Below are 19170 nucleotides of genomic sequence, written 5' to 3'. Positions count from 1 at the left end.
TTTCAGGGATCACCATGAAACATCGCCTGTTGCCCTTGGTCCTGCTGCTCGCGCTGGGCGGTTGCGGGCGCCATGCCGCCGAGTCGCACCTTGCCGTCAGCGGCGTGGTCGGCGGCGCAGTACCGGTGGCGGGCGTGCCGGTCACCGCCACCGACCATGCGGGGCATCGCACGGTGTCCGGCGTGACGGATGCGCAGGGGCGCTATGCGCTGGTGCTCGATGGGCCCGGCCCCTTCGTGCTGACGGCGCCGTTCAACGAAGATGACGGAACGCCGGCCATCCTGTCCGCGGCCTTGTCGCCTGCGCCGGGCCAGGCATCGGTGGTGGCGAACCTCGACCCGATCACCACCTTGCAGGCGCAACGCGCGCTCGGCGCGGTGCTGGACGGCGCGCCGGATGCGGCGAAGATGGCCGGCCTCGACGCCGCGCGCATCGCAACGGCGGGGCGCGACACCGGGGCCGTGTTCGCGCCGCTGTACGCGGCGTTCCAGGTGCCTGCCGCTGCGGCGAAGGATCCCGCCGGTGCTGCGGCGTTCCGCGCTGATGCCGGCAACCCGCTGGGCGAGCTGTTCTCGGTGGTGCACTTCGACCTGCGCCGGGGCAGCGCCAGCGTGGGCAGCGATACCGACCGCTCGGTGGTCGCCGTGCCCGCGCAGGGCGCGCCTTCCGCCGCGGTGCCCGCCAACGCGGCGGCGTCGGCGCTGGCGCTGGCGAAAGGGCCAACCAGCACGCCGATCCAGCACGTGATCGTGGTGATCGGCGAGAACCAGACCTTCGACGGCCTGTTCGGCGGCTACGTGCCGGCCAGTGGGCAGTCGGTGCGCAACCTGTTGTCCGAAGGCATCATCCAGGCCGACGGCACGCCCGGGCCGAACTTCGCGTTGGCCGCGCAGAGCAAGGCTGCGCCGCTCAAGGCCTACACCCTGCAGCCCGCGCGTGAGGGCCGCTACGCCACGCTGCCGCAGCCGCTGCAGATCGGCGAAATGAACCCGGTGACCTTCCAGGGTGCCGCCGGTGTACCGGACACGCGCTTCCCCGCCGACCTGCCGAACGGGCCGTTCCCGATCACCCGCTACGTGCCGTACCGCAACGCCGGCAAGGATGGGCTCGCCGCGGCGGTGGTGACCGGCGATCCGGTGCACCGCTTCTTCCAGATGTGGCAGCAGACCGGCGGCGACAACGGCAAGCTCGACATGTTCGCCTGGGTCGCCGACAGCACCGGACAGGGCGGCGACACGCCGGGCGTGAGTCCGGCCAATCCAGCGCAGGGTGGCGAGCTGATGGGCTTCATGAACATGGCGGCCGGCGACGCGCCGCTGTTCCGTTCGCTGGCGCAGGACTACGCGCTCAGCGACAACTACCACCAGTCCATCATGGGCGGCACCGGCGCGAACTTCTTCGCCATCGCCACCGCCGACGTGCCGTTCTTCAACGAAGGCGGCAAGGTCGCGGCGCCGCCGGCCAACCAGATCGAAAACCCGAACCCGCTGCCGGGCACGGCGAATTTCTACACCCGCGACGGCTACCAGGGCGGCTCCTACGTCGACTGCTCCGACCCGAAGCAACCGGGTGTGGCCGCCATCCGCGCCTTCCTCGACGCGCGCCACATCCCCAGCAAGTGCGCGCCCGGCGCCTACTACCTGTTGAACAACTACAACCCCGGTTACGACATGGACGGCCGGCCGCAGCCGATCGGCCCGAACAACTACAACTACCCGCCGCAGACCGTGCCCACCATCGCCGAGCTGCTGGCGAAGCACGGGGTGAGCTGGAAGTGGTACACCGGCGGGCGCGACGCGGCGGACGTCGCCGCCGAGGCCGCCGCGCTGCACATGCCGGTCGCCAAGGCGCAGATGCTCCAGTACAACAACATCGGCGATCCGCTGGCGGCATCCGCGAAGGTGATGGGCGACCCGGCGCTGAAGTCGGGCCTGGCCGGCCTCGCCACGTTCGACAGCGACCTCGCGCAGCACACCCTGCCGGCGGTGTCCTTCGTGGTGCCGAAGAACCTCGACAGCGGCCACCCCGGTTATTCGGCGCCGGCCAGCTACGAGGCCTTCCTCAAGGATCTGCTGGCCAAGGTGCAGGCCGATCCGGCGTTGTGGGCGCACACCGCGATCCTGGTCACCACCGACGAGGGCGGCGGCCATTTCGACACCGGCAGCATCCAGACCCTCGACTTCTTCGGCGACGGCCCGCGCATCCCGCTGCTGGTGATCTCGCCCTATGCGCGCAAGGGCGCGGTCGACCACAGCTACGCGGATCACGCCTCGATCCTGAAATTCATCGAGCGCAACTGGCGGCTGCAACCGTTGTCGCCGCGCAGCCGCGACCGTCTGCCGAACCCGGTGACCGTGGCCGGCAAGTCGTACCGGCCGATCAACGGCCCGGCGGTGGGCGACCTGATGTCGATGTTCCAGTTCTGAGCGCTTGCCGCGCCAGCGGGAGCCGCGAGCCGGGCGAGGGCATGCGTCCCGTGCCTGGCACACGGCATGGCAGTAGGTTCGGCTGGATCGGGCCCGCCATCGTCGCGACGCTGGCCATGCTCGCCATCGGCCTTGCGGGCGCTTGCCTGCCGGCCGTGGCGCGCGAGCCGGCCGCCGTGGCAACGCAGGCGGCGCGCGATGCCGCGGTCCGCCGCTGGGTGCGCTATCCGCCGGTGCCGGCGCACCTGAGTCCGCAGGCCGAGCTGGGCCGGCGACTGTTCTTCGATACGGCGTTGTCCGCGTCGGGCCGGATGTCGTGCGCCAGTTGCCACGACCCCGCGCATGCCTATGGCCCGCCGGACGGTCGCGCGGTGCAACCGGGCGGCAGGGATCTGCGCCACGCGGGCACGCGCGCGGTGCCCTCGCTGCGCTACCTCGACGACACGCCGCTGTTCAGCCTCCACGCCTTCATCCCCGGCTCCGCGGATGCCGAATACGAAGGCCCCAGCGGCGGTTTCGACCATGATGGCGCGGCGGCCTCGCGCCAGCAGCAGGCGGCCGGGCCGCTGCTCGATCCGAACGAAATGGCCAATGCATCGCCCACCGCGGTGGTCGCCGCGGTGCGCGATGGCGCCTATGCGCGCGAGTTCGCGCAGGTCTTCGGCGCGGACGTGTTCCGGCATCCGCGGCAGGCGTTCGACGCCATCGGCGTGGCGCTGCAGGCCTTCCAGGTCGAAGACCCGAGCTTTCATCCGTACACCAGCAAGTTCGACGCGGTGATGTCCGGCCACGCCCGCTTCACGCCGCCGGAACTGCACGGCTACGCGCTGTTCAACGATCCGCGGCAAGGCAACTGCGCGGCCTGCCACATCGACGTGCCCGGCCCCGGCGGCCGGCCAGCGGCGTTCACCGACTACGCCTACGCGGCACTGGGCGCGCCGCGCAATCCGGCGATTCCGGCCAACCGCGACCCGCACTACTACGACCTCGGGCTGTGCGGCCCCAAGCGGCGCGACCTCGCCGCGCAGACGCCGTACTGCGGCAGTTTCAAGACGCCGACCCTGCGCAACGTGGCCACGCGCCACGTGTTCTTCCACAACGGCTACTTCCACACGCTGGACGCGATGATGCACTTCTACGTCGAACGCGACACCGACCCGCGCAAGTGGTACCCAGTGGTGCGCGGCCAGCTGCGGAAGTTCGACGACCTGCCACTCCGCTATCGCGCCAACGTCGACCGCAGCGACGCGCCGCTGGATCGCGCGCCCGGTGACAGGCCCGCACTCGACGCGCGCGAGATCGCCGACGTCATCGCCTTCCTGAAGACACTGGACGACGGCTATTCGGCGACGGCGGGCGGGCCGGCTCTGGAACGCGGTGCTCAGCGCAGCGGTTTGGCCAGCCGCAGCAGGTCGATGCCGTAGCCGGCGGCTTCGTACAATTTCAGGGCGCGCTCGTTGCCGGGGAAGACCGCCAGGGTCAGCAACTGGCACTGGTGGTCGCGTGCCCAGCGTTCGGCGTGGGCGAGCAGGGCGCGCGCCACGCCGCGGCCTTCGTGCATGGCGGCCACCGCGAGGTCGGTGATGTGGGCGTTGGCGCGGCCGGTGAAGGGGTCGGCGCTGCGCTGCAGGTGGATGAAACCGGTGCGCGCGCCAGCGTCGTCCTCGGCCACGAACAGGTGGCTGTTCGCCGCGTGCTCGTCCAGCTGCCGCTGCAGGCGTTCGCGGATGCCGGCCACGCAGGCGTGGCGCTGCCGCCATGCCGGCAGCGTAAAGCCGGCAAAGCGCGGCGCCAGCGACAGGATGAAATCGTCGTCGTCTTCGGCCAGTCGGATCAGCATGGGGCCTGCCGGTGGTGGGAGTTGCGGTGCATGGTGCCATGCGCCAGGCCGGGGCATCGTGGCCGGCACCGCGTTCGCATGGCTTTCACGCGGGCGAGGGCGTAGTGACGGCGGACGCCGCCCCATGAGGCGCGGCGAGGGCGTGCGTATGGGCCGTTGGGTGTGGCTGCTGCTGGGGTGTCTGTTCGTTGGCCTGTCGTCACCGGCGCGGGCCGGGGCTCCCGTGCCTGCGTCCAGCACCGTGCCGCTGGCCGCGCCGACGTCCATCCGCGTGGTCGGCGACAACAGCTATCCGCCCTTCCTGTTCGTCGGCGCTGACGGCCGCCTGCAAGGCTACGAGGCGGATCGGTGGAAGCTGTTCCAGGCGCATACCGGCATCCGGGTGGATCTGGTGCCGATGGACTGGGATGCGGCCAAGCAGGCGGTGCGCTCGGGCAAGGCCGACGTGATCGACCTGATCTTCCGCACCAGCGAGCGCGAAGCCTTGTACGATTTCTCCCCGCCGTATGCCGCCTTGCCCATTGGCGTCTACGTGGACGAGGCCATCCATGGTGTGCACGACGTGGCCTCGCTGCGGGGTTATTCCATCGGCGTCAATCGCGGCAGCGTGTGCGCGCGGCAACTGGCCTCGTTGGGCTTTGCCAACGTGCGAACTTACGACAATTTCGAGCACACCGTGCAGGCGGCGGTGCACGGCGACGTGCGCGCGTTCTGCATGAACGAGGAATCTGCCTGGCACTTCCTGCAGCAGGAAGCAGCGCTGGATCGCTTCAGTCGCGCCTTTGCGCTCAACACCGGGCAGTTTCACTGGGCCGTGCGCAAGGGCAACGCCGCCATGCTGCAGACGGTGGAGCGCGGCATGGCGCAGATCACGCCGGACGAACTGGCCGCGCTCAAGGCGCGCTGGCTGGATCGGCCCTTCAACGCCGCGCCCTACGCGCGTGCGGTGCTGCTGGCGTTGGCGGTGGTGCTGCTGTTGATGGCGCTGATGGCATTGTGGGTGTGGGCACTGCGCCGCAGCGTGGCGGCGCGCACGCACGAACTGCGTGCCGAGGAGCGCAAGCTGCGCGCGCTGTTCGATGCCAGCCCTGACGCGTTGTGGGTGAAGGATCGCGACGGCATCCTGCGCGAGTGCAACGACCGGGTGCCCGATCTGTACGGCGTGCCGCGCGAGCAGTTGCTTGGCCATAGCGGCGATGAACTCCTGCCGCCCGAGTTGGCGGCGCGCGTGCGCGCGATGGACGAGGAGGTGATGCGGCTGGGCCAGCATCGCGCTTACCTGCAGCCTGCGGTGGGCGGCGTTGCGCCGCGTCAGTACGAGGTGGTCAAGGTGCCGCTGAACGGTGCCAAGGGCGAAGTGCGCGGCGTGCTCAGCGTGGCGCGCGACATCACCGGGCGTCTGCGCACCGAGGCCGAGCTGCGGCTGGCCGCGGCGGCCTTCGAGACACAGGAGGCGCTGATGGTGATGTGGCGCGACCGCACAATACAGCGGGTCAACCAGGCCTTCGTGCGGCTCACCGGGTATGCGGCGGCCGCAGCGGTCGGACAGTCGGTGGAACTGCTGAGTTCGCGCCAGCACGACGCGGCGTTCTATCGGCAGGTGTGGGAGCAGGTGGAACGCGAGGGCGTCTGGCAGGGCGAGCGCTGGATACGCATCGAGCAAGGCCGGTCGTTGGTGGTGCGCATGACGATTTCGGCGGTGTGCGACGCCGCTGGCGAGGCGGGCCAGTATGTTTGTTCGATGATCGACCTGACTGGCGAGCGTGAGGCGCACGCCAGCGTCGACCATCTGACTTTCTTCGATGCGCTGACCGACCTGCCCAACCGCTATTTCCTGCGTGGCCGCCTGCAGCAGATGCTGGACGACGACGCGGCGCACGGCGGCGTGCTGCTGCTGGCCGGGCTGGATCATTTCAAGCGGGTCAACGAACTGCGCGGTCATGCCGTGGGCGATTGCGTGCTGATGCAGGTGGCACAACGCCTGCGCCAGTTGCAGGAGTCCGGCTGGGTGCTGAGCCGCTTCAGCGGCGACGCCTTCGTGCTGTTGCTGCCGATCCATGGCGAAGATGCGATGGCGCGACCGCAGCGCGCGCGCGACGGCGCACAGCGGGTGTGCGCGCTGCTGCGCGAGCCGTTTCCGTTTGACGACGGCACGGCGGTGGCGCTTACCGCCAGCATTGGCTGGACCGAGCTGGTGCCCGGCCAGGGCTCGCCCGAGGCCGTGCTGAAGGAGGCCGAGCTGGCGATGTATGGGGCCAAGGCGGCCGGCCGCGACCAGGTGCGCTGGTTCGAGCCGGCCATGCAGGCGGCGCTGGAGCGGCACGAGGCGCTGGCACAGGATCTGCGCCGCGCCATCGCCGACGACGCGTTGGAGTTGCACTACCAGACCCAGGTGGATCGGCAGGGTCGCCATGTCGGAGCCGAGGCGCTGCTGCGCTGGACGCGTGGCGACGGCGAGAAGGTGTCGCCGGCGGAGTTCATTCCGATCGCCGAGGAAAACGGGCTGATCCTGCCGCTGGGCGACTGGGTGCTGCGTCGCGCCTGCGCGCAGTTGACGGCCTGGGCCGGGCGGGGACGCCTGGGCGAACTGTCGCTGGCGGTGAATGTGAGCGCGCGGCAGTTTGCCCAACCGACCTTCGTGGATGGCGTGCGCGAGGCACTGGCGGCCACCGGCGCGGCGCCGAAGCGGCTCAAGCTGGAGATCACCGAGTCGGTGGTGATGGGCGACCTGGAAGAGGCCGCCTTCAAGTTGAGCCGCTTGCGCGAGCTGGGCATCCGCATCTCGCTGGACGACTTCGGTACCGGCTATTCCTCGCTTTCCTACCTGTCGTGCCTGCCGCTGGATCAGCTCAAGATCGACCAATCCTTCGTGCGCCATCTGGCCGAGGACGCCACCGATGCGATGGTGGCGCAGACCATCGTCGGCATGGGGCGGGGGCTGGGGCTGGAGGTGATCGCCGAAGGGGTGGAAACCACCGGTCAGCACGCGTTCCTGCTAGCGCAAGGCTGCGACGCCTTCCAGGGCTACCTGTTCGCCCGCCCGCTGCCGCTGGCAGCGTTCGAGGCCTTGCTGGGCGAGCGTTTCACGCGGGCATGATGGGCGCAAGGCGGCGGCCTGCTGCGCGAAAACGGCGGTCATTGGGTTCACCCGACTTCCTGATTCTCACACCGCGCGCCTTGCCAAGGGCGCCCGGCGGCGCCCTTGCGACTGGCCGTTCGTGATTGGGTTTCGAGGCCGAAAAATTTACCGCCTCTCAGCTGAAATCGGCTACGGTTGCGGTCATGCGCGGTGTGGCGTGCGTGGCGCCGCGCTCAAGCATCGGGGTCGACGGCCGACACGCCTTGGGGGCGCCAGGATTCTTGCGGAGCGTGTGCATGCGGCGATGGTGGCTTGCCTGGATGGCGTGGTGCTTGGGAGGCGTGGCCGCCATGGCCGCGGCGGCGCCGGCTGGCCCGCCGCCGCAGCAGCCGACGTCACCCGCGCCCGCGCGCATCCGCGTGGTGGGTGATGGCAGCTATCCGCCGTTCCTGTTCACCGATGCCGGCGGCAAGCCGCAGGGCTACGTGGCCGACATCTGGAAGCTGTTCGAGCAGCACACCGGCATCCCGGTCGAGCTGCGGGCCATCGAGTGGGATCAGGCCAAGCGCGAAGTGCTGAGCGGCCAGGCTGACGTGATCGAATCGATGTACCGCACGCCCGAGCGCGCGCGCGCGTTCGACTTCACCGAGCCCTATGCCGACACCACCACCAGCGTCTACGTGGATCGACGCATCCTCGGCGTGCGCGACATCGCCTCCCTGCGCGGCTTTCCGGTGGCGGTGGAGCGCGGCGATGCCTGCGAGGAAACCCTGCGCACACTGGGCATCGTCGACCTGCATCCGTACGAGGATTACCGGCAGGTCATCGAGGCGGTGGTCAAGGGCGACCAGCGCATCTTCTGCATGGAGGACGATCCGGCCAACTTCTACCTCTACCGATACCGGGCGCTGGACCGTTTCACCCGGGCCTTCACCCTGGGCAGCGACCGGGAACGCCGCGCGGTGCGCAAGGGCAATGTCGCGATGCTCGTCCTGGTAGAGCAGGGCATGGCCATGATCACGCCCGCCGAGCGCGACGCGGTGCGCAAGCGCTGGCTGGAAAGCCCCTTCGTCCTCAAGCCCTACGTGCGGATGCTGTGGATCGCGCTGGCGGTTGTCTTCGCGCTGGTTGCCGCGATGGTGCTGCTGGGGCTGTGGACGCGCTTCCTGCGCCGCACCGTGGCCGCGCGCACGCACGAGCTGCGCGCGGAGGAGCGCAAGCTGCGCGAAGTGCTGGACGCCAGCCCGTATGCCATGTGGGTCAAGCATCGCGACGGCGTGCTGCAAGACGCCAACGAGCGGTCCGCCCGGTTGTTTGGACGCGCGCGCGAGGCGCTGGTCGGCACCACCGACGACGAGCTGTTCGATCCGGTGGCCGCGGCCAGGATGCGCGCGCTGGATGCCAGCGTGCTGGCCGACGGCCAGCAATGTCGCGGCGAACTGTCGCTGGTGGACGACGACGGCAACATGCGGCAACTGGAAGTCATCGAGGTGCCGTTGCATCTGCCCGACGGCAGCGTGCGCGGCGTGCTTACCGCCGCCAGCGACATCACCGAGCGCCTGCAGGCCGAAAGCGAGCTGCGCCTGGCCGCGGCGGCCTTCGAGATGCAGGAGGCGCTGATGGTGCTGGCGCCCGACCGCACCATCGTGCGCGTCAACCAGGCCTTCACCCGCTTCACCGGCTATACGGCGGCGCAGGCCATCGGCCAGCGCTCGTCCCTGCTGCGCTCGCGCAACCACGATGCCGCGTTTTATCGGCAGATCTGGAGCCAGGTGCTGGACGAGGGCATCTGGCAGGGCGAACAGTGGGTTGGCGTGCGCCAGGGGCCGCCGCGGGTGGCGCGCACCACGATCTCGGTGGTGCGCAATGGTCGCGGCGAGGTGGGCCATATCGTCTGCTCGATGATCGACCTGACCGGTGAGCGCGAGGCGCATGCCAGCGTCGAGCGGCTGACCTTTTTCGACCCGCTCACCGAACTGCCCAACCGGCGTTTCCTGCATGGCCGCCTGCAGCAATGGCTGGACGACCTCGGCGCGCATGGTGGTGCCCTGCTGCTGATCGACATCGACCACTTCAAACGGGTCAACGACCTGCACGGACACGCCACCGGCGACCGCCTGCTGTCGCAGCTGGCACAGCGCCTGCGCCAGCTGCTGGAGGATGCCTGGGTGCTCTGCCGCTTCGGTGGCGGCAGCTTCGCGCTGCTGGTGAGCGGCGGCACGGATGGCGATACGCGGTCGCGGCCGGAGCTGGCGCGCGACGGCGCGGAGCGCGTGCGCGCGGCGCTGCGCGAGCCGTTCCCCCTGGGCGACAGTGCGCCGGCGGCCTTGTCCGTCAGCATCGGCTGGTCCGAGCTGGTGCCCGGGCAAGGCTCGCCTGAGACGGTGTTGAAGGAGGCGGAGCTGGCCATGTACGAAGCCAAGGCCGGCGGCCGCGATCAGGTGCGCTGGTTCGAGCCGGCGATGCAGTTCGCGCTGGCGCATCGCGAGGCGATGCTCGACGACCTGCGCCAGGCGCTGGCGGCCGAGGCGCTGGAGTTGCACTACCAGGCCCAGGTGGATCGGCAGGGGCGGGCGTTCGGCGCCGAGGCCTTGCTGCGCTGGACGCGGCCGGGCGGTGAGAGGGTGCCGCCGCTGGAGTTCATCCCGCTGGCCGAGGAAAGCGGGCTGATCCTGCCGCTGGGCAGCTGGGTGCTGCGCCAGGCCTGCGCGCAATTGGTGGCCTGGGCGGCGCAGCCGCACCTGGCCGGGTTGTTGCTGGCGGTGAACGTGAGCGCGCGGCAATTCGTGCAGGTCGGCTTCGTGGACGAGGTGCGCGATGCGCTGGCCGCCAGCGGCGCCAACCCGGCGCAGCTGGAACTGGAGATCACCGAGTCGGTGGTGATGGGCAACCTGGACGAGGCGGCCTTCAAGCTGAACCAGTTGCGCGCCCTCGGCATCCGCATCTCGCTGGACGATTTCGGCACCGGCTATTCCTCGCTCTCCTACCTGTCGCGCCTGCCGCTGGATCAGCTCAAGATCGACCAGTCCTTCGTGCGCCACCTCACCGAGGACGCCACCGACGCGATGGTGGCGCAGACCATCATCGCCATGGGTCGTGGGTTGGGCTTGCAGGTGATCGCCGAGGGCGTGGAAACGACCAGCCAGCGTGACTTTCTGCTGGCGCAGGGCTGCGATGCCTTCCAGGGTTACCTGTATGCGCGGCCGGTGCCGTTGGCGGAGTTCGAAGCCCTGCGGGGGGAACGATTCACGCAGGTGTGACGCGCGGGCGGGCAGGCTGCATGGTCTGGCCGTCCATACAGGCCGGGTGGCGGGCGATTCAAGGCCGGTGCGCCGCTGCCGACAAGCCATGGAGAGTGCAGGCCGCTGGCGCCTGCAGGAGTGCGTGCATGCGGCGGTGGCGGTTGTGCCTGACAGGTGGGTGTCTGGCGTGCCTGATGGCGCTGGCGGCGATGGCAGTGGCCGATCCGGCGCCGCCGGTCGGCGTTACTGCGCCTATCCGCGTGGTCAGCGACTTCAACTACCCGCCCTTCGTGTTCCTCGACGCCGACGGCAAGCCGCAAGGCTATGTGGTCGACCGCTGGAAACTGTTCCAGGCGCATACCGGCATTCGCGTCGACCTGGTGCCGATGGACTGGGTCGCGGCGCAGCAGCAGATCCGGCAAGGGCGTGCCGACGCCATCGACATGATCTTCCGCACGCCCGCGCGCGAGCCGCTGTACGACTTCTCCGCGCCGTATGCCACGCTGCCGGTGGGCATCTACGTGGATCGCCGCATCCATGGCGTGCGCGACCTGTCCACCTTGCGCGGCCTGCCGGTAGGCGTGGAGCGTGGCGATGCCTGCGCCGAGCGGCTGCGCGCGGCGGGGGTGACGGATCTGCGCGAGTTCGACGACTACCAGTCGCTCATCACTGCGGCGGCCCATGGCGACCTGCGCATCTTCTGCATGGACGACTACCCGGCCGAATACTTCCTGTACCGCGACTCGGCGCTGAGCCGTTTCGGCCGGGCGTTTCCGCTTTACCAGGCGCACCTCCGCGTGGCCGTGCGCAAGGGCAACGTCGCCATGCTGCGGACGATCGAGCGCGGCATGGCGCAGATCACGCCAGCCGAGCAGGCGGCCCTGCGCAGGCGCTGGCTGGAGCAGCCGTTCGTGCTCGAGCCCTATATGCGTGCCGCCAAATGGATGGCCGCCGCGGCGCTGGCGCTGGCAGCGCTGCTTGCGCTGTGGATCGGCACGATGCGCCGCCAGGTGCGTGCGCGCACACGCGAGCTGCGCGCCGGGCAGGGCCAGTTGCGCGCGCTGTTCGACGCCAACCCGGATGCGCTGTGGGTCAAGGATGGGCAGGGCATCTACCGCGACTGCAACGACCGCGTTTTCGAGGTGCTGGGCCTGGAGCGACGGCAGCTGATCGGCCATCGCGACGAGGAGCTGTTCGATCCGGCGCGGCTGGCCGCCATGCGTGCCATGGACGATCTGGCGCGGCAACAGGGGCGGCACACCTGCGTGCTGTCGATCGATGTCGGCGGCACGCGGCGGCAACTGGAGGTCACCCATGTGGCGCTGCCCGATGCGGCGGGCGCCGGCCAGGGCATCCTGGGCGTCGCGCGCGACGTCACCGAGCGCCTGCGGGCGGAGGCGGCGCTGCGCCTGTGGGGGCAGGCATTCCAGTACGCGGCCTTCGGCGTGGCGATCTTCGACGTGCGCAGCCGCTGCATCACCGCCGCCAACCCCACCTTCGCGCGCGAGCGCGGCTACACGCCGGAGGAGATGGTGGGCATGCCGGCGGACGAGTTGTACCCGCCCGACCTCGTGGCTTCGCGCGCAGCGCAGCGCGAGGCCTGCCTGCGCGACAAGCACACCCTGGTGGAAACCGAGCAGGTAACCCGCGATGGCCGCCGTTTCCCCGTGCTGCTGGACGTCTCGGGCACGCACGACGCGGACGGCACCCCCGAATCCGTCATCGTGCTGGCGCAGGACATCAGCGAGCGCAAGCGCGTCGAGAGCGCCTTGCTGCTCGCCGAGGCGGCGTTTGAGTCGCAGGGCGCATTGCTGGTGGCCGATGCCCAAGGCGCCATCCTGCGCGTCAACCGGGCCTTTACCCGATTCACCGGCTACGCGCCCGACGAGGTGCTGGGCAAGTCGCCTTCCATGTTGAGCTCGCCTTACCACCCGCAGCCCGCCGTGGCCGAGGTGCTGGCCGGTGCGCGCGCGACCGGAATATGGCAGGGCGAACGCTGGATCAGGCTGAAGAACGGGCAGATCAAGGTGGTGCGCAGCACGGTGTCGATCATGCGCGGCGGCGACGGCCAGGTCAGCCGCTACATTTTCGCGGTGGTCGATCTCACCGGCGAGCGCGCGGCGCACGAGAGCGTCGAGCGCATGACGTACTTCGATCCCTTGACCGACCTGCCCAATCGCCTGCACCTGCACGGCCGCCTGCAGCAGATGCGTGTTTCCGGCGTCGGCGGCGTGCTGCTGCTGATCGATCTCGACCATTTCAAGCGCGTCAACGACTTGCGCGGCCACGCCGAGGGCGACCACCTGCTCACCCTGGTGGCGCGCCGCTTGCGCCGGTTCGCCGACGGCGAACGCCTGCTTGGGCGCTTCAGCGGCGGCACCTTCGCGCTGGTGGTGCCCGTCCATGCGGACGGCGGCATGCCGCCGGCGGGGGTGGCCTGGGACGATGCTGGGCGGGTACGCGAGAGCCTGCGCGAGCCCTTCCGCATGCCGGATGGATCGACGCTGACGGTTACCGCCAGCATCGGCTGGACCGAGTTGTCGCGGGATCAGGAAAACCCGGCGGCCGTGCTGAAGGACGCCGAGCTGGCGATGTATCAGGCCAAGGCGGCGGGCCGCGACCAGGCGCGGCGCTATGAGCCGGCCATGCGCGACGCGCTGCTGCGCCACGAGGCGCTGGTGCGGGATCTGCGCGCCGCCATCGATGCGGACACGCTGGAGCTTCAGCTGCAGGGGCAGGTGGATCTGCATGGCCGCACTACCGGTGCCGAGGCACTGCTGCGCTGGACGCGGCCTTGCGGCGAACGGGTGCCGCCCAATGTCTTCGTCGCCTTCGCCGAGGAGAACGGCCTGATCCTGCCGCTGGGCGACTGGGTGCTGCGCCATGCCTGCACCCTGCTGGCGGACTGGTCGACGCAACCGGCGCTGCGCGGGCTGGCGCTGGCGGCCAATGTGAGCGCCAAACAGTTCGCCCAGCCCGGTTTCGTCGATGGTGTGCGCGCGGCGCTGGCCGCCAGCGGCGCCGATCCGCGACGGCTGAAGCTGGAGATCACCGAGTCGGCGATCCTGGACGACATCGACGAGGCCGCCGACAAATTGAATCGGTTGCGCGCCATGGGCATCCGCATCTCGCTGGACGACTTCGGCACCGGCTATTCCTCGCTGGCCTATCTTTCGCGCCTGCCGCTGGATCAGCTCAAGATCGATCAGTCCTTCGTCGCGCGCCTGCCCGACGACGCCAACGACGCGATGGTGGCGCAGACCATCATCGGCATGGGTCGCGGCCTCGGGCTGGAGGTGATTGCCGAAGGCGTGGAAACCGAGGCGCAGCGACGATTCCTGGCCGAGCAGGGCTGCGACGCCTTCCAGGGCTACCTGTTCGCACGCCCGCAGCCGCGCGACACCTTCGAGGCCGTCGTCGCGGGGCTGGCCAGCACGGCGGCGTGAGCCGTGTGCATCAGGGCCGGCGGATCGTGTGGGAGAAATCCTCGTCCGGGCCGCAGGCGCGCGCCTTGTCGCTGATGCGCGCCCGTGTCCGCCACTGCGCCAGCGACAGGCGGCGATCCAGCATGCCGATGTCGTACAGATAGCCGGGCAGATAGCCGGTGAGCAGCAGGCGCACGTCCCACGGCAGGCCGGGGCGCAACTGGCGCGCCATGCGGTGGACCAGCGTGGTGCAATTGGCGGTGGCCGTGTTGTAGAACGCCGGATGCGCCGCCAGCGTGTTGGCGGCGCGCACGTAGGACAGGAACAGCGCGCGCAGCGCCGCGCGCTCGAGCGTGAGCGGGTAGAGCTGCACGTCTTCGCCGCGCACGTTGCTGCGCACGCGGATCAGGTCGTCCTCCGGCGCGGCGACCAGGATGGTTTCAAAGTGCTTGAAAAAGCCACCCAGCGCGGAAAAGGCCTGGCCACGCTGCTTGCGGATCTCCACCGAGAACACCAGGTGGCGGCCATCGCTGAAGCCGAAGGAGAGCATGGCGTGGGCGATGGCGCGGTTGCCCCAGTGCGAGAGCACCACGTCGGCACTGGCGAGGCGGGTGAGGTCGCAGGTGGCGGTTTCCCAGCGGGCGTCGTAGTCGACGTCGCTGCGCCAGGCGAAATGGCGCACGTGGTGCAGGGTGACCGTGTTGCCGTGCACCTGGCCGGTCAGCAGGCAAGCCACGTCGTCGGCCCAATCGCGCGCATGGCTGGGCCGGACGGTCAGCCACCACACCAGGAGCAGGGCGTAGGCCAGCGCGTAACCGGCCAGCGGCCACTCGGCGCGGCGGAGCAGCGCCCAGCCGATGAGCGCGAAGGCGCCGCCCAGCCACGCTGCGGCGCCCAGTGCGCGCACCGCCCGTCCGCCGGGCAGGCGATACCACAACGCCAGCGCACCCCATGCGCCGGAGGCCAGCGCCAGTAGCGCGAGCAGCGTCAGCGCGAGTGCTTTGCCCAGCGAGCGGAGGCGGTTCGACATGCCGCCAGCCTGCCGCGCCGCGCCCGCGAAGGCAACGGCGCGACCGGCAGGTCAGGCCGGAGTGTCTTTAAGCGCCACGCCGTGGGCGCGATACATGGACATATCGCGCCCGATCGGGCATGTGCCGGCTTGGCCGGCGAAACCAAGCCCGGGCGTGCGCCGGGCCTGGTGATCCGAGCAACGCCGGGGAGGCGTTTTCGAGGTCAGGCGATGTTGGGGATCGTTGCCGCGCCGGCCTCGATCGCGGCCTTGTGCAGCAGCGTGCGCGGCAGGATGCGGGCGAAGTAGAACGTGGCGGTGTCGCGCTTGGCCTGCGTGAACGCCGCGCCGTGCGTGCCTGCCTCGGCGGCGGCCACGGCGCGGGCCTGGAAGTAGGCCAGGGTGACGTAGCCCGAGTACCACAGGTAATCCGTGGCGCTCGCGCCCAGTTCCTCCGGGTTGGCCTGCACGCGCTGGGCGAGCGAAAGCGTGAGTTCACCCCACTGCTTGAGCGCGGCACCCAGCGGCGCGACGAAGGCGGCGAGCTTCGCGTCGCCCGCGTGCGCCTTGCAGAACGCGCCGATCTCGGCGGCGAAATGCTTGAAGCCCACGCCCTGCAGCTGGAGGATCTTGCGGCCCAGCAGGTCGGCGGCCTGGATGCCGGTGGTGCCTTCGTACAGCGTGATGATGCGCGCGTCGCGCACGAACTGCTCCATGCCGTTCTCGCCGATGTAGCCGTGGCCGCCGTACACCTGCAAGGCTTCCTTGGTGCACTCCTGCGCCAGTTCGGTGACCACGCCCTTGGCGATGGGGATGAGGAAGGCCACCAGCTCACCGGCCGCCTTGCGCGTGGCCTCGTCGGCACCGCGCGCCTCGATGTCGGTCTGCAGCGCGGTGTAGTAGAGCAGGGCGCGCGAGGCTTCCACGCAGGCGCGCTGGGTCAGCAGCATGCGGCGCACGTCGGGCTGCACCAGCAGGTTGTCGGCCACCTTGTCGGGGAACTTCGCGCCGGAGAGCGCGCGGCCCTGCAGGCGCTCGCGCGCGTAGTTCAGGCTGTTCTGGTACGCGCGCTCGGCCAGCGCCAGGCCCTGCACGCCCACCGACAGCCGCGCGGCGTTCATCATGGTGAACATCGCCGACAGGCCCTTGTGCGGCTGGCCGATCAGATAGCCTTCTGCGCCGTCGAAGTTCATCACGCAGGTGGCCGAACCCTTCAGGCCCATCTTGTGCTCGATGGCGCCGGGGAAGGCGGCGTTGCGCGCGCCCAGCGAGCCGTCGGCGTTCAACTTGAACTTGGGCACGATGAACATGGAGATGCCGCGGCTGCCGGCCGGCGCATCGGGCAGGCGCGCCAGCACCAGGTGCACGATGTTCTCGGCCAGGTCGTGGTCGCCCGCGCTGATGAAGATCTTGGTGCCGGTGATCGCGTAGCTGCCGTCGGCGTTCGGCTCGGCGCGGGTCTTCAGGAGGCCCAGGTCGGAACCGGCCTGCGGCTCGGTGAGGCACATGGTGCCGGTCCAGCGGCCGGCCACGATGGGCTTCAGGTACTTGTCCTGTTGCTCCGCCGTGCCGTGCAGCTCCATCGCGTGGCAGGCGCCTTCGCTGAGCAGCGGGTACAGGCTCCACGACAGGTTGCCGCTCTGGAACAGCTCGGTGGTGGCGATGCCCAGCACGCCCGGCAGCGCCTGGCCGCCGAAGCTTTCCCGGGCGGTGAGGCCGGCCCAGCCGCCTTCGGCGAAGGCCTTGAACGCCGCCTTGAAGCCCTTGGGCGTGGTCACCGAGCGCGTGGCCTTGTCGTAGTGGCAACCCTCGGCGTCGCCGGATTCGTTGGTCGGCGCCAGCACCTGTTCGGCCAGCTTGCCGGCTTCCTCCAGCACGGCATCCAGCAGCTCGCGGCCGTGTTCGGCGCCGCCCTCAAGCCGGGTGAGCACGGCTTCGGCGCCCAGGAGGTCAAACAAGGTGAAACGCTGCTCGTCGAGCGGAGCCTGGTAGATGGTCATGGGATTTGCCTCCGGGGCTGCATGGGTGAGGGGTTAGCGAAAGGTGTGGGCAATGCCCGGCACCGGCGAGAGCCAGTCATGGCCGTTGAAATCGAAAGGACGCGGCTGCTTTTCCTGCTCGGGTTTGGCCAGCGTACTGCCGCTGATGCGATAGGCCAGCGAGCCCGGGCTGCCCTTGGCTTCCACCTGGGCCAGCGCCTTGCTCATCGCCGGCGTCGGCAGCACGGTGAGCGGCAAGGTGTCGCCGGCGAAGGCGGGGATGTCGCGCTGGAACGTGGCGTGCAGGCGCACCGGGATCAGCTCGGCCACCTGCAGCTGGCCATCGAGCGCGGTGAAATCCATGCCGGCGTAGCTGTTGTTCTGGATGCGCAGCGTGAGCTGCCAGGCTCCGTCGGGCCGCACCTGCAACTGCTGCACGCTGAGCGTGGGCGGAAACACGCTCTTGCGCGCCGGTCCGCAGGCGGTGAGGCCGGCGACCAGCGCGACGAGGGCGAGGCGGCGGAGCAGTCGTGGCATGGGGAAACCTCAAACGATTGTTTGAATCTTTACCCGTGGGCGGCGCGCGCGTCAATGCCGGCAGTTTCAAACGGCTTGGACACGCGGCATCATGTCGCGTTCCACGTCAAGTTCCCGTGCCATGACCCGACGCATCGCTGCCCGCCGCTCCCCCATCCATGGCAATGGCGTATTCGCCCTGGCCCCCATCCGGAAGGGCGAAGAGGTCATCCGCTACCGCGGCACGCTGATGACCCACGCCGAGGCCGATGCCATGTACGGCGATGGCGGTGAAAGCGGCCACACCTTCCTGTTCACGCTCAACGAAAGCTGGATCATCGACGCCAACCGCAAGGGCAATGCCGCGCGCTGGATCAATCACAGCTGCGCGCCCAACTGCCGCGCCGTGGTGGAGGAAGCCGCCGACGGCAATCCGCGCCACGACAAAGTGCTGATCGAAGCCATCCGCGCCATCAAGCCCGGCGACGAGCTCACCTACGACTACGGCATCACCCTCGACGTGCCGCACACCGCGCGGCTGAAGAAACTGTGGAAGTGCCTGTGCGGGTCGAAGCACTGCACCGGCACGTTGTTGAAGGCGAAGCGGTAGAAGCCTGGGCGAGCGCAGGGTGGTGGCTTGCCTGGGATGCGCGCCAACGGCCGCGATGCCGAGCTGGTTGATGATCCGAACCCTCACTAGAAGCAGCACGATGAACATGCACAACCCACCTCACCCGGGCGAAGTCCTGCGCGAATGGTTGGAAGGCGTGACCGTCACCGACGCGGCGGCGAAGCTGGGCGCTACCCGCGTGGCTTTGTCGCGCGTGCTGAATGGTGCGGCGGCGGTGAGCGCCGAAATGGACTTGCGCCTGTCAAAGTCGCTGGGCACGACGCCGGGTAGCTGGTACGCGATGCAGGCGAATTACGACATGTGGCAGGCGCAGCGCACGTTCAAAGCGAAGGTGAGGCCGATCCATACGCAAGCAGCCTGAGCGAGCCGCGATGTTCATGCGGGAAACGGCGCGGGCGCGACGGAGAGAGGTGAAGGCATGACAAGCGGCCGCTACGACCCCGTTCCTCTCGACGTGGAAGCCACGCACAAGCGATGGATGAAACAACCGGGCTATGCGGCAGCCTACGCGGCGCTTGAGATGGATTCGCCGCGCTGGACGAACTGCTGCGCACGCACAGGGCAGCGGGCACGCTGCAACGAAAAAGCCCATCCGGTGAAAGATGGGCTAAATCGCTGATTTGCATGGTGGCCGGGGACGGAATCGAACCGCCGACACGGAGATTTTCAACCGATACAGCGACGAAATTCGGGGCTGCTTCCACCCGTAAAAGCGCAGAATGGCGCCATTCTAGACGCCTGTCCTCCTCCCGTCCTCCTCCTGTCTCCCTCTCCATCCCTCTGTTACCCGGGACCACAGGGGGACCACAATCTTGGGTCACACCGGTACGAATGAGGTTCGTGGGGAAGGGGACAAATGGAGAACGGCAAGGAGATGTAGACCTGAGATGTCACCCGCCCGGTGTCCGTTTCCGACCCCAAAGCGGACACTTGGGTGACCGGCTTGCAAACCACAATGCTACTCAAGACTAGGTCGGGTGACTCTTCGGCAATCGATGGCTGTCGTTGTTCCACCTCATCGCG

General features: G+C 69.3%; 11 protein-coding genes. 7 read left to right on the top strand and 4 right to left on the bottom strand.

The features are described from left to right. Positions 1-14 precede the first annotated feature (14 nt). Both AC3WQA_RS05770 and AC3WQA_RS05765 read left to right on the top strand, forming a co-directional pair. Positions 15-2426 (top strand): alkaline phosphatase family protein, encoded by a 2412-nt coding sequence (locus AC3WQA_RS05770; protein ID WP_492674119.1) that lies wholly within the window; start codon positions 15-17, stop codon positions 2424-2426. Between the two features lie 41 nt (positions 2427-2467). Next, entirely contained in the window at positions 2468-3850 is a 1383-nt protein-coding gene (locus tag AC3WQA_RS05765; protein ID WP_492674118.1) for a cytochrome-c peroxidase, read from the top strand. On the opposite strand, the gene AC3WQA_RS05760 is transcribed toward AC3WQA_RS05765, so the two are convergent. After that, positions 3808-4266 carry a GNAT family N-acetyltransferase gene (locus AC3WQA_RS05760; RefSeq protein ID WP_492674117.1) on the bottom strand — a complete coding sequence of 153 codons (459 nt, stop codon included), beginning with the start codon at positions 4264-4266 and terminating at the stop codon, positions 3808-3810. The genes AC3WQA_RS05765 and AC3WQA_RS05760 overlap by 43 nt on opposite strands. A 223-nt stretch (positions 4267-4489) precedes the next feature. Between AC3WQA_RS05760 and AC3WQA_RS05755 the strand changes: the two genes are divergently transcribed. The 3 genes from AC3WQA_RS05755 (at position 4490) to AC3WQA_RS05745 (ending at position 14033) form a co-directional block, all read left to right on the top strand. Continuing rightward, on the top strand, positions 4490-7363 hold the full coding sequence (locus AC3WQA_RS05755; RefSeq protein WP_492674116.1) for an EAL domain-containing protein: 2874 nt from the start codon (positions 4490-4492) through the stop codon (positions 7361-7363). Positions 7364-7695: 332 nt separating this feature from the next. After that, the gene (locus tag AC3WQA_RS05750) at positions 7696-10605 is read left to right on the top strand and encodes an EAL domain-containing protein (RefSeq protein WP_492676328.1); all 2910 of its coding nucleotides are present in this window, start codon (positions 7696-7698) and stop codon (positions 10603-10605) included. Between the two features lie 128 nt (positions 10606-10733). Next, positions 10734-14033 (top strand): EAL domain-containing protein, encoded by a 3300-nt coding sequence (locus AC3WQA_RS05745; RefSeq protein WP_492674115.1) that lies wholly within the window; start codon positions 10734-10736, stop codon positions 14031-14033. 10 nt (positions 14034-14043) lie between these two features. Here the strand turns inward: AC3WQA_RS05745 and AC3WQA_RS05740 are convergent, their stop codons facing one another. The 3 genes from AC3WQA_RS05740 to AC3WQA_RS05730 form a co-directional block, all read right to left on the bottom strand. Beyond that, positions 14044-14694 (bottom strand): Lnb N-terminal periplasmic domain-containing protein, encoded by a 651-nt coding sequence (locus AC3WQA_RS05740; RefSeq protein WP_492676327.1) that lies wholly within the window; start codon positions 14692-14694, stop codon positions 14044-14046. 551 nt (positions 14695-15245) lie between these two features. Beyond that, complete coding sequence (locus tag AC3WQA_RS05735) at positions 15246-17021, bottom strand: acyl-CoA dehydrogenase C-terminal domain-containing protein (protein WP_492674114.1); 1776 nt, start codon at positions 17019-17021, stop codon at positions 15246-15248. A 33-nt stretch (positions 17022-17054) separates the two neighbouring features. After that, positions 17055-17537, bottom strand: coding sequence for a hypothetical protein (locus AC3WQA_RS05730; protein ID WP_492674113.1), 483 nt, complete (start codon positions 17535-17537; stop codon positions 17055-17057). A 121-nt stretch (positions 17538-17658) separates the two neighbouring features. Between AC3WQA_RS05730 and AC3WQA_RS05725 the strand changes: the two genes are divergently transcribed. Beyond that, the gene (locus tag AC3WQA_RS05725; RefSeq protein ID WP_492674112.1) at positions 17659-18126 is read left to right on the top strand and encodes an SET domain-containing protein; all 468 of its coding nucleotides are present in this window, start codon (positions 17659-17661) and stop codon (positions 18124-18126) included. A gap of 100 nt (positions 18127-18226) precedes the next feature. Beyond that, positions 18227-18508: a HigA family addiction module antitoxin gene (locus tag AC3WQA_RS05720; RefSeq protein ID WP_492674111.1), complete on the top strand. Its 282-nt coding sequence runs from the start codon at positions 18227-18229 to the stop codon at positions 18506-18508. Positions 18509-19170: the final 662 nt, after the last annotated feature.

This window comes from Rhodanobacter sp. FW106-PBR-R2A-2-24, assembly GCF_058789615.1.
Note: the sequence above shows the minus strand (reverse complement) of the source record. Positions and strands in the feature narration are given on the sequence as shown.

Excerpts from the sequence above, each read along its gene's own strand:
- AC3WQA_RS05735 (WP_492674114.1), bottom strand. The coding sequence starts at position 17,021 with ATGACCATCTACCAGGCTCCGCTCGACGAGCAGCGTTTCACCTTGTTT.
- AC3WQA_RS05770 (WP_492674119.1), top strand. The coding sequence starts at position 15 with ATGAAACATCGCCTGTTGCCCTTGGTCCTGCTGCTCGCGCTGGGCGGT.
- AC3WQA_RS05750 (WP_492676328.1), top strand. The coding sequence starts at position 7,696 with ATGGCCGCGGCGGCGCCGGCTGGCCCGCCGCCGCAGCAGCCGACGTCA.
- AC3WQA_RS05730 (WP_492674113.1), bottom strand. The coding sequence starts at position 17,537 with ATGCCACGACTGCTCCGCCGCCTCGCCCTCGTCGCGCTGGTCGCCGGC.
- AC3WQA_RS05745 (WP_492674115.1), top strand. The coding sequence starts at position 10,734 with ATGCGGCGGTGGCGGTTGTGCCTGACAGGTGGGTGTCTGGCGTGCCTG.
- AC3WQA_RS05765 (WP_492674118.1), top strand. The coding sequence starts at position 2,468 with ATGCGTCCCGTGCCTGGCACACGGCATGGCAGTAGGTTCGGCTGGATC.
- AC3WQA_RS05720 (WP_492674111.1), top strand. The coding sequence starts at position 18,227 with ATGAACATGCACAACCCACCTCACCCGGGCGAAGTCCTGCGCGAATGG.
- AC3WQA_RS05760 (WP_492674117.1), bottom strand. The coding sequence starts at position 4,266 with ATGCTGATCCGACTGGCCGAAGACGACGACGATTTCATCCTGTCGCTG.
- AC3WQA_RS05725 (WP_492674112.1), top strand. The coding sequence starts at position 17,659 with ATGACCCGACGCATCGCTGCCCGCCGCTCCCCCATCCATGGCAATGGC.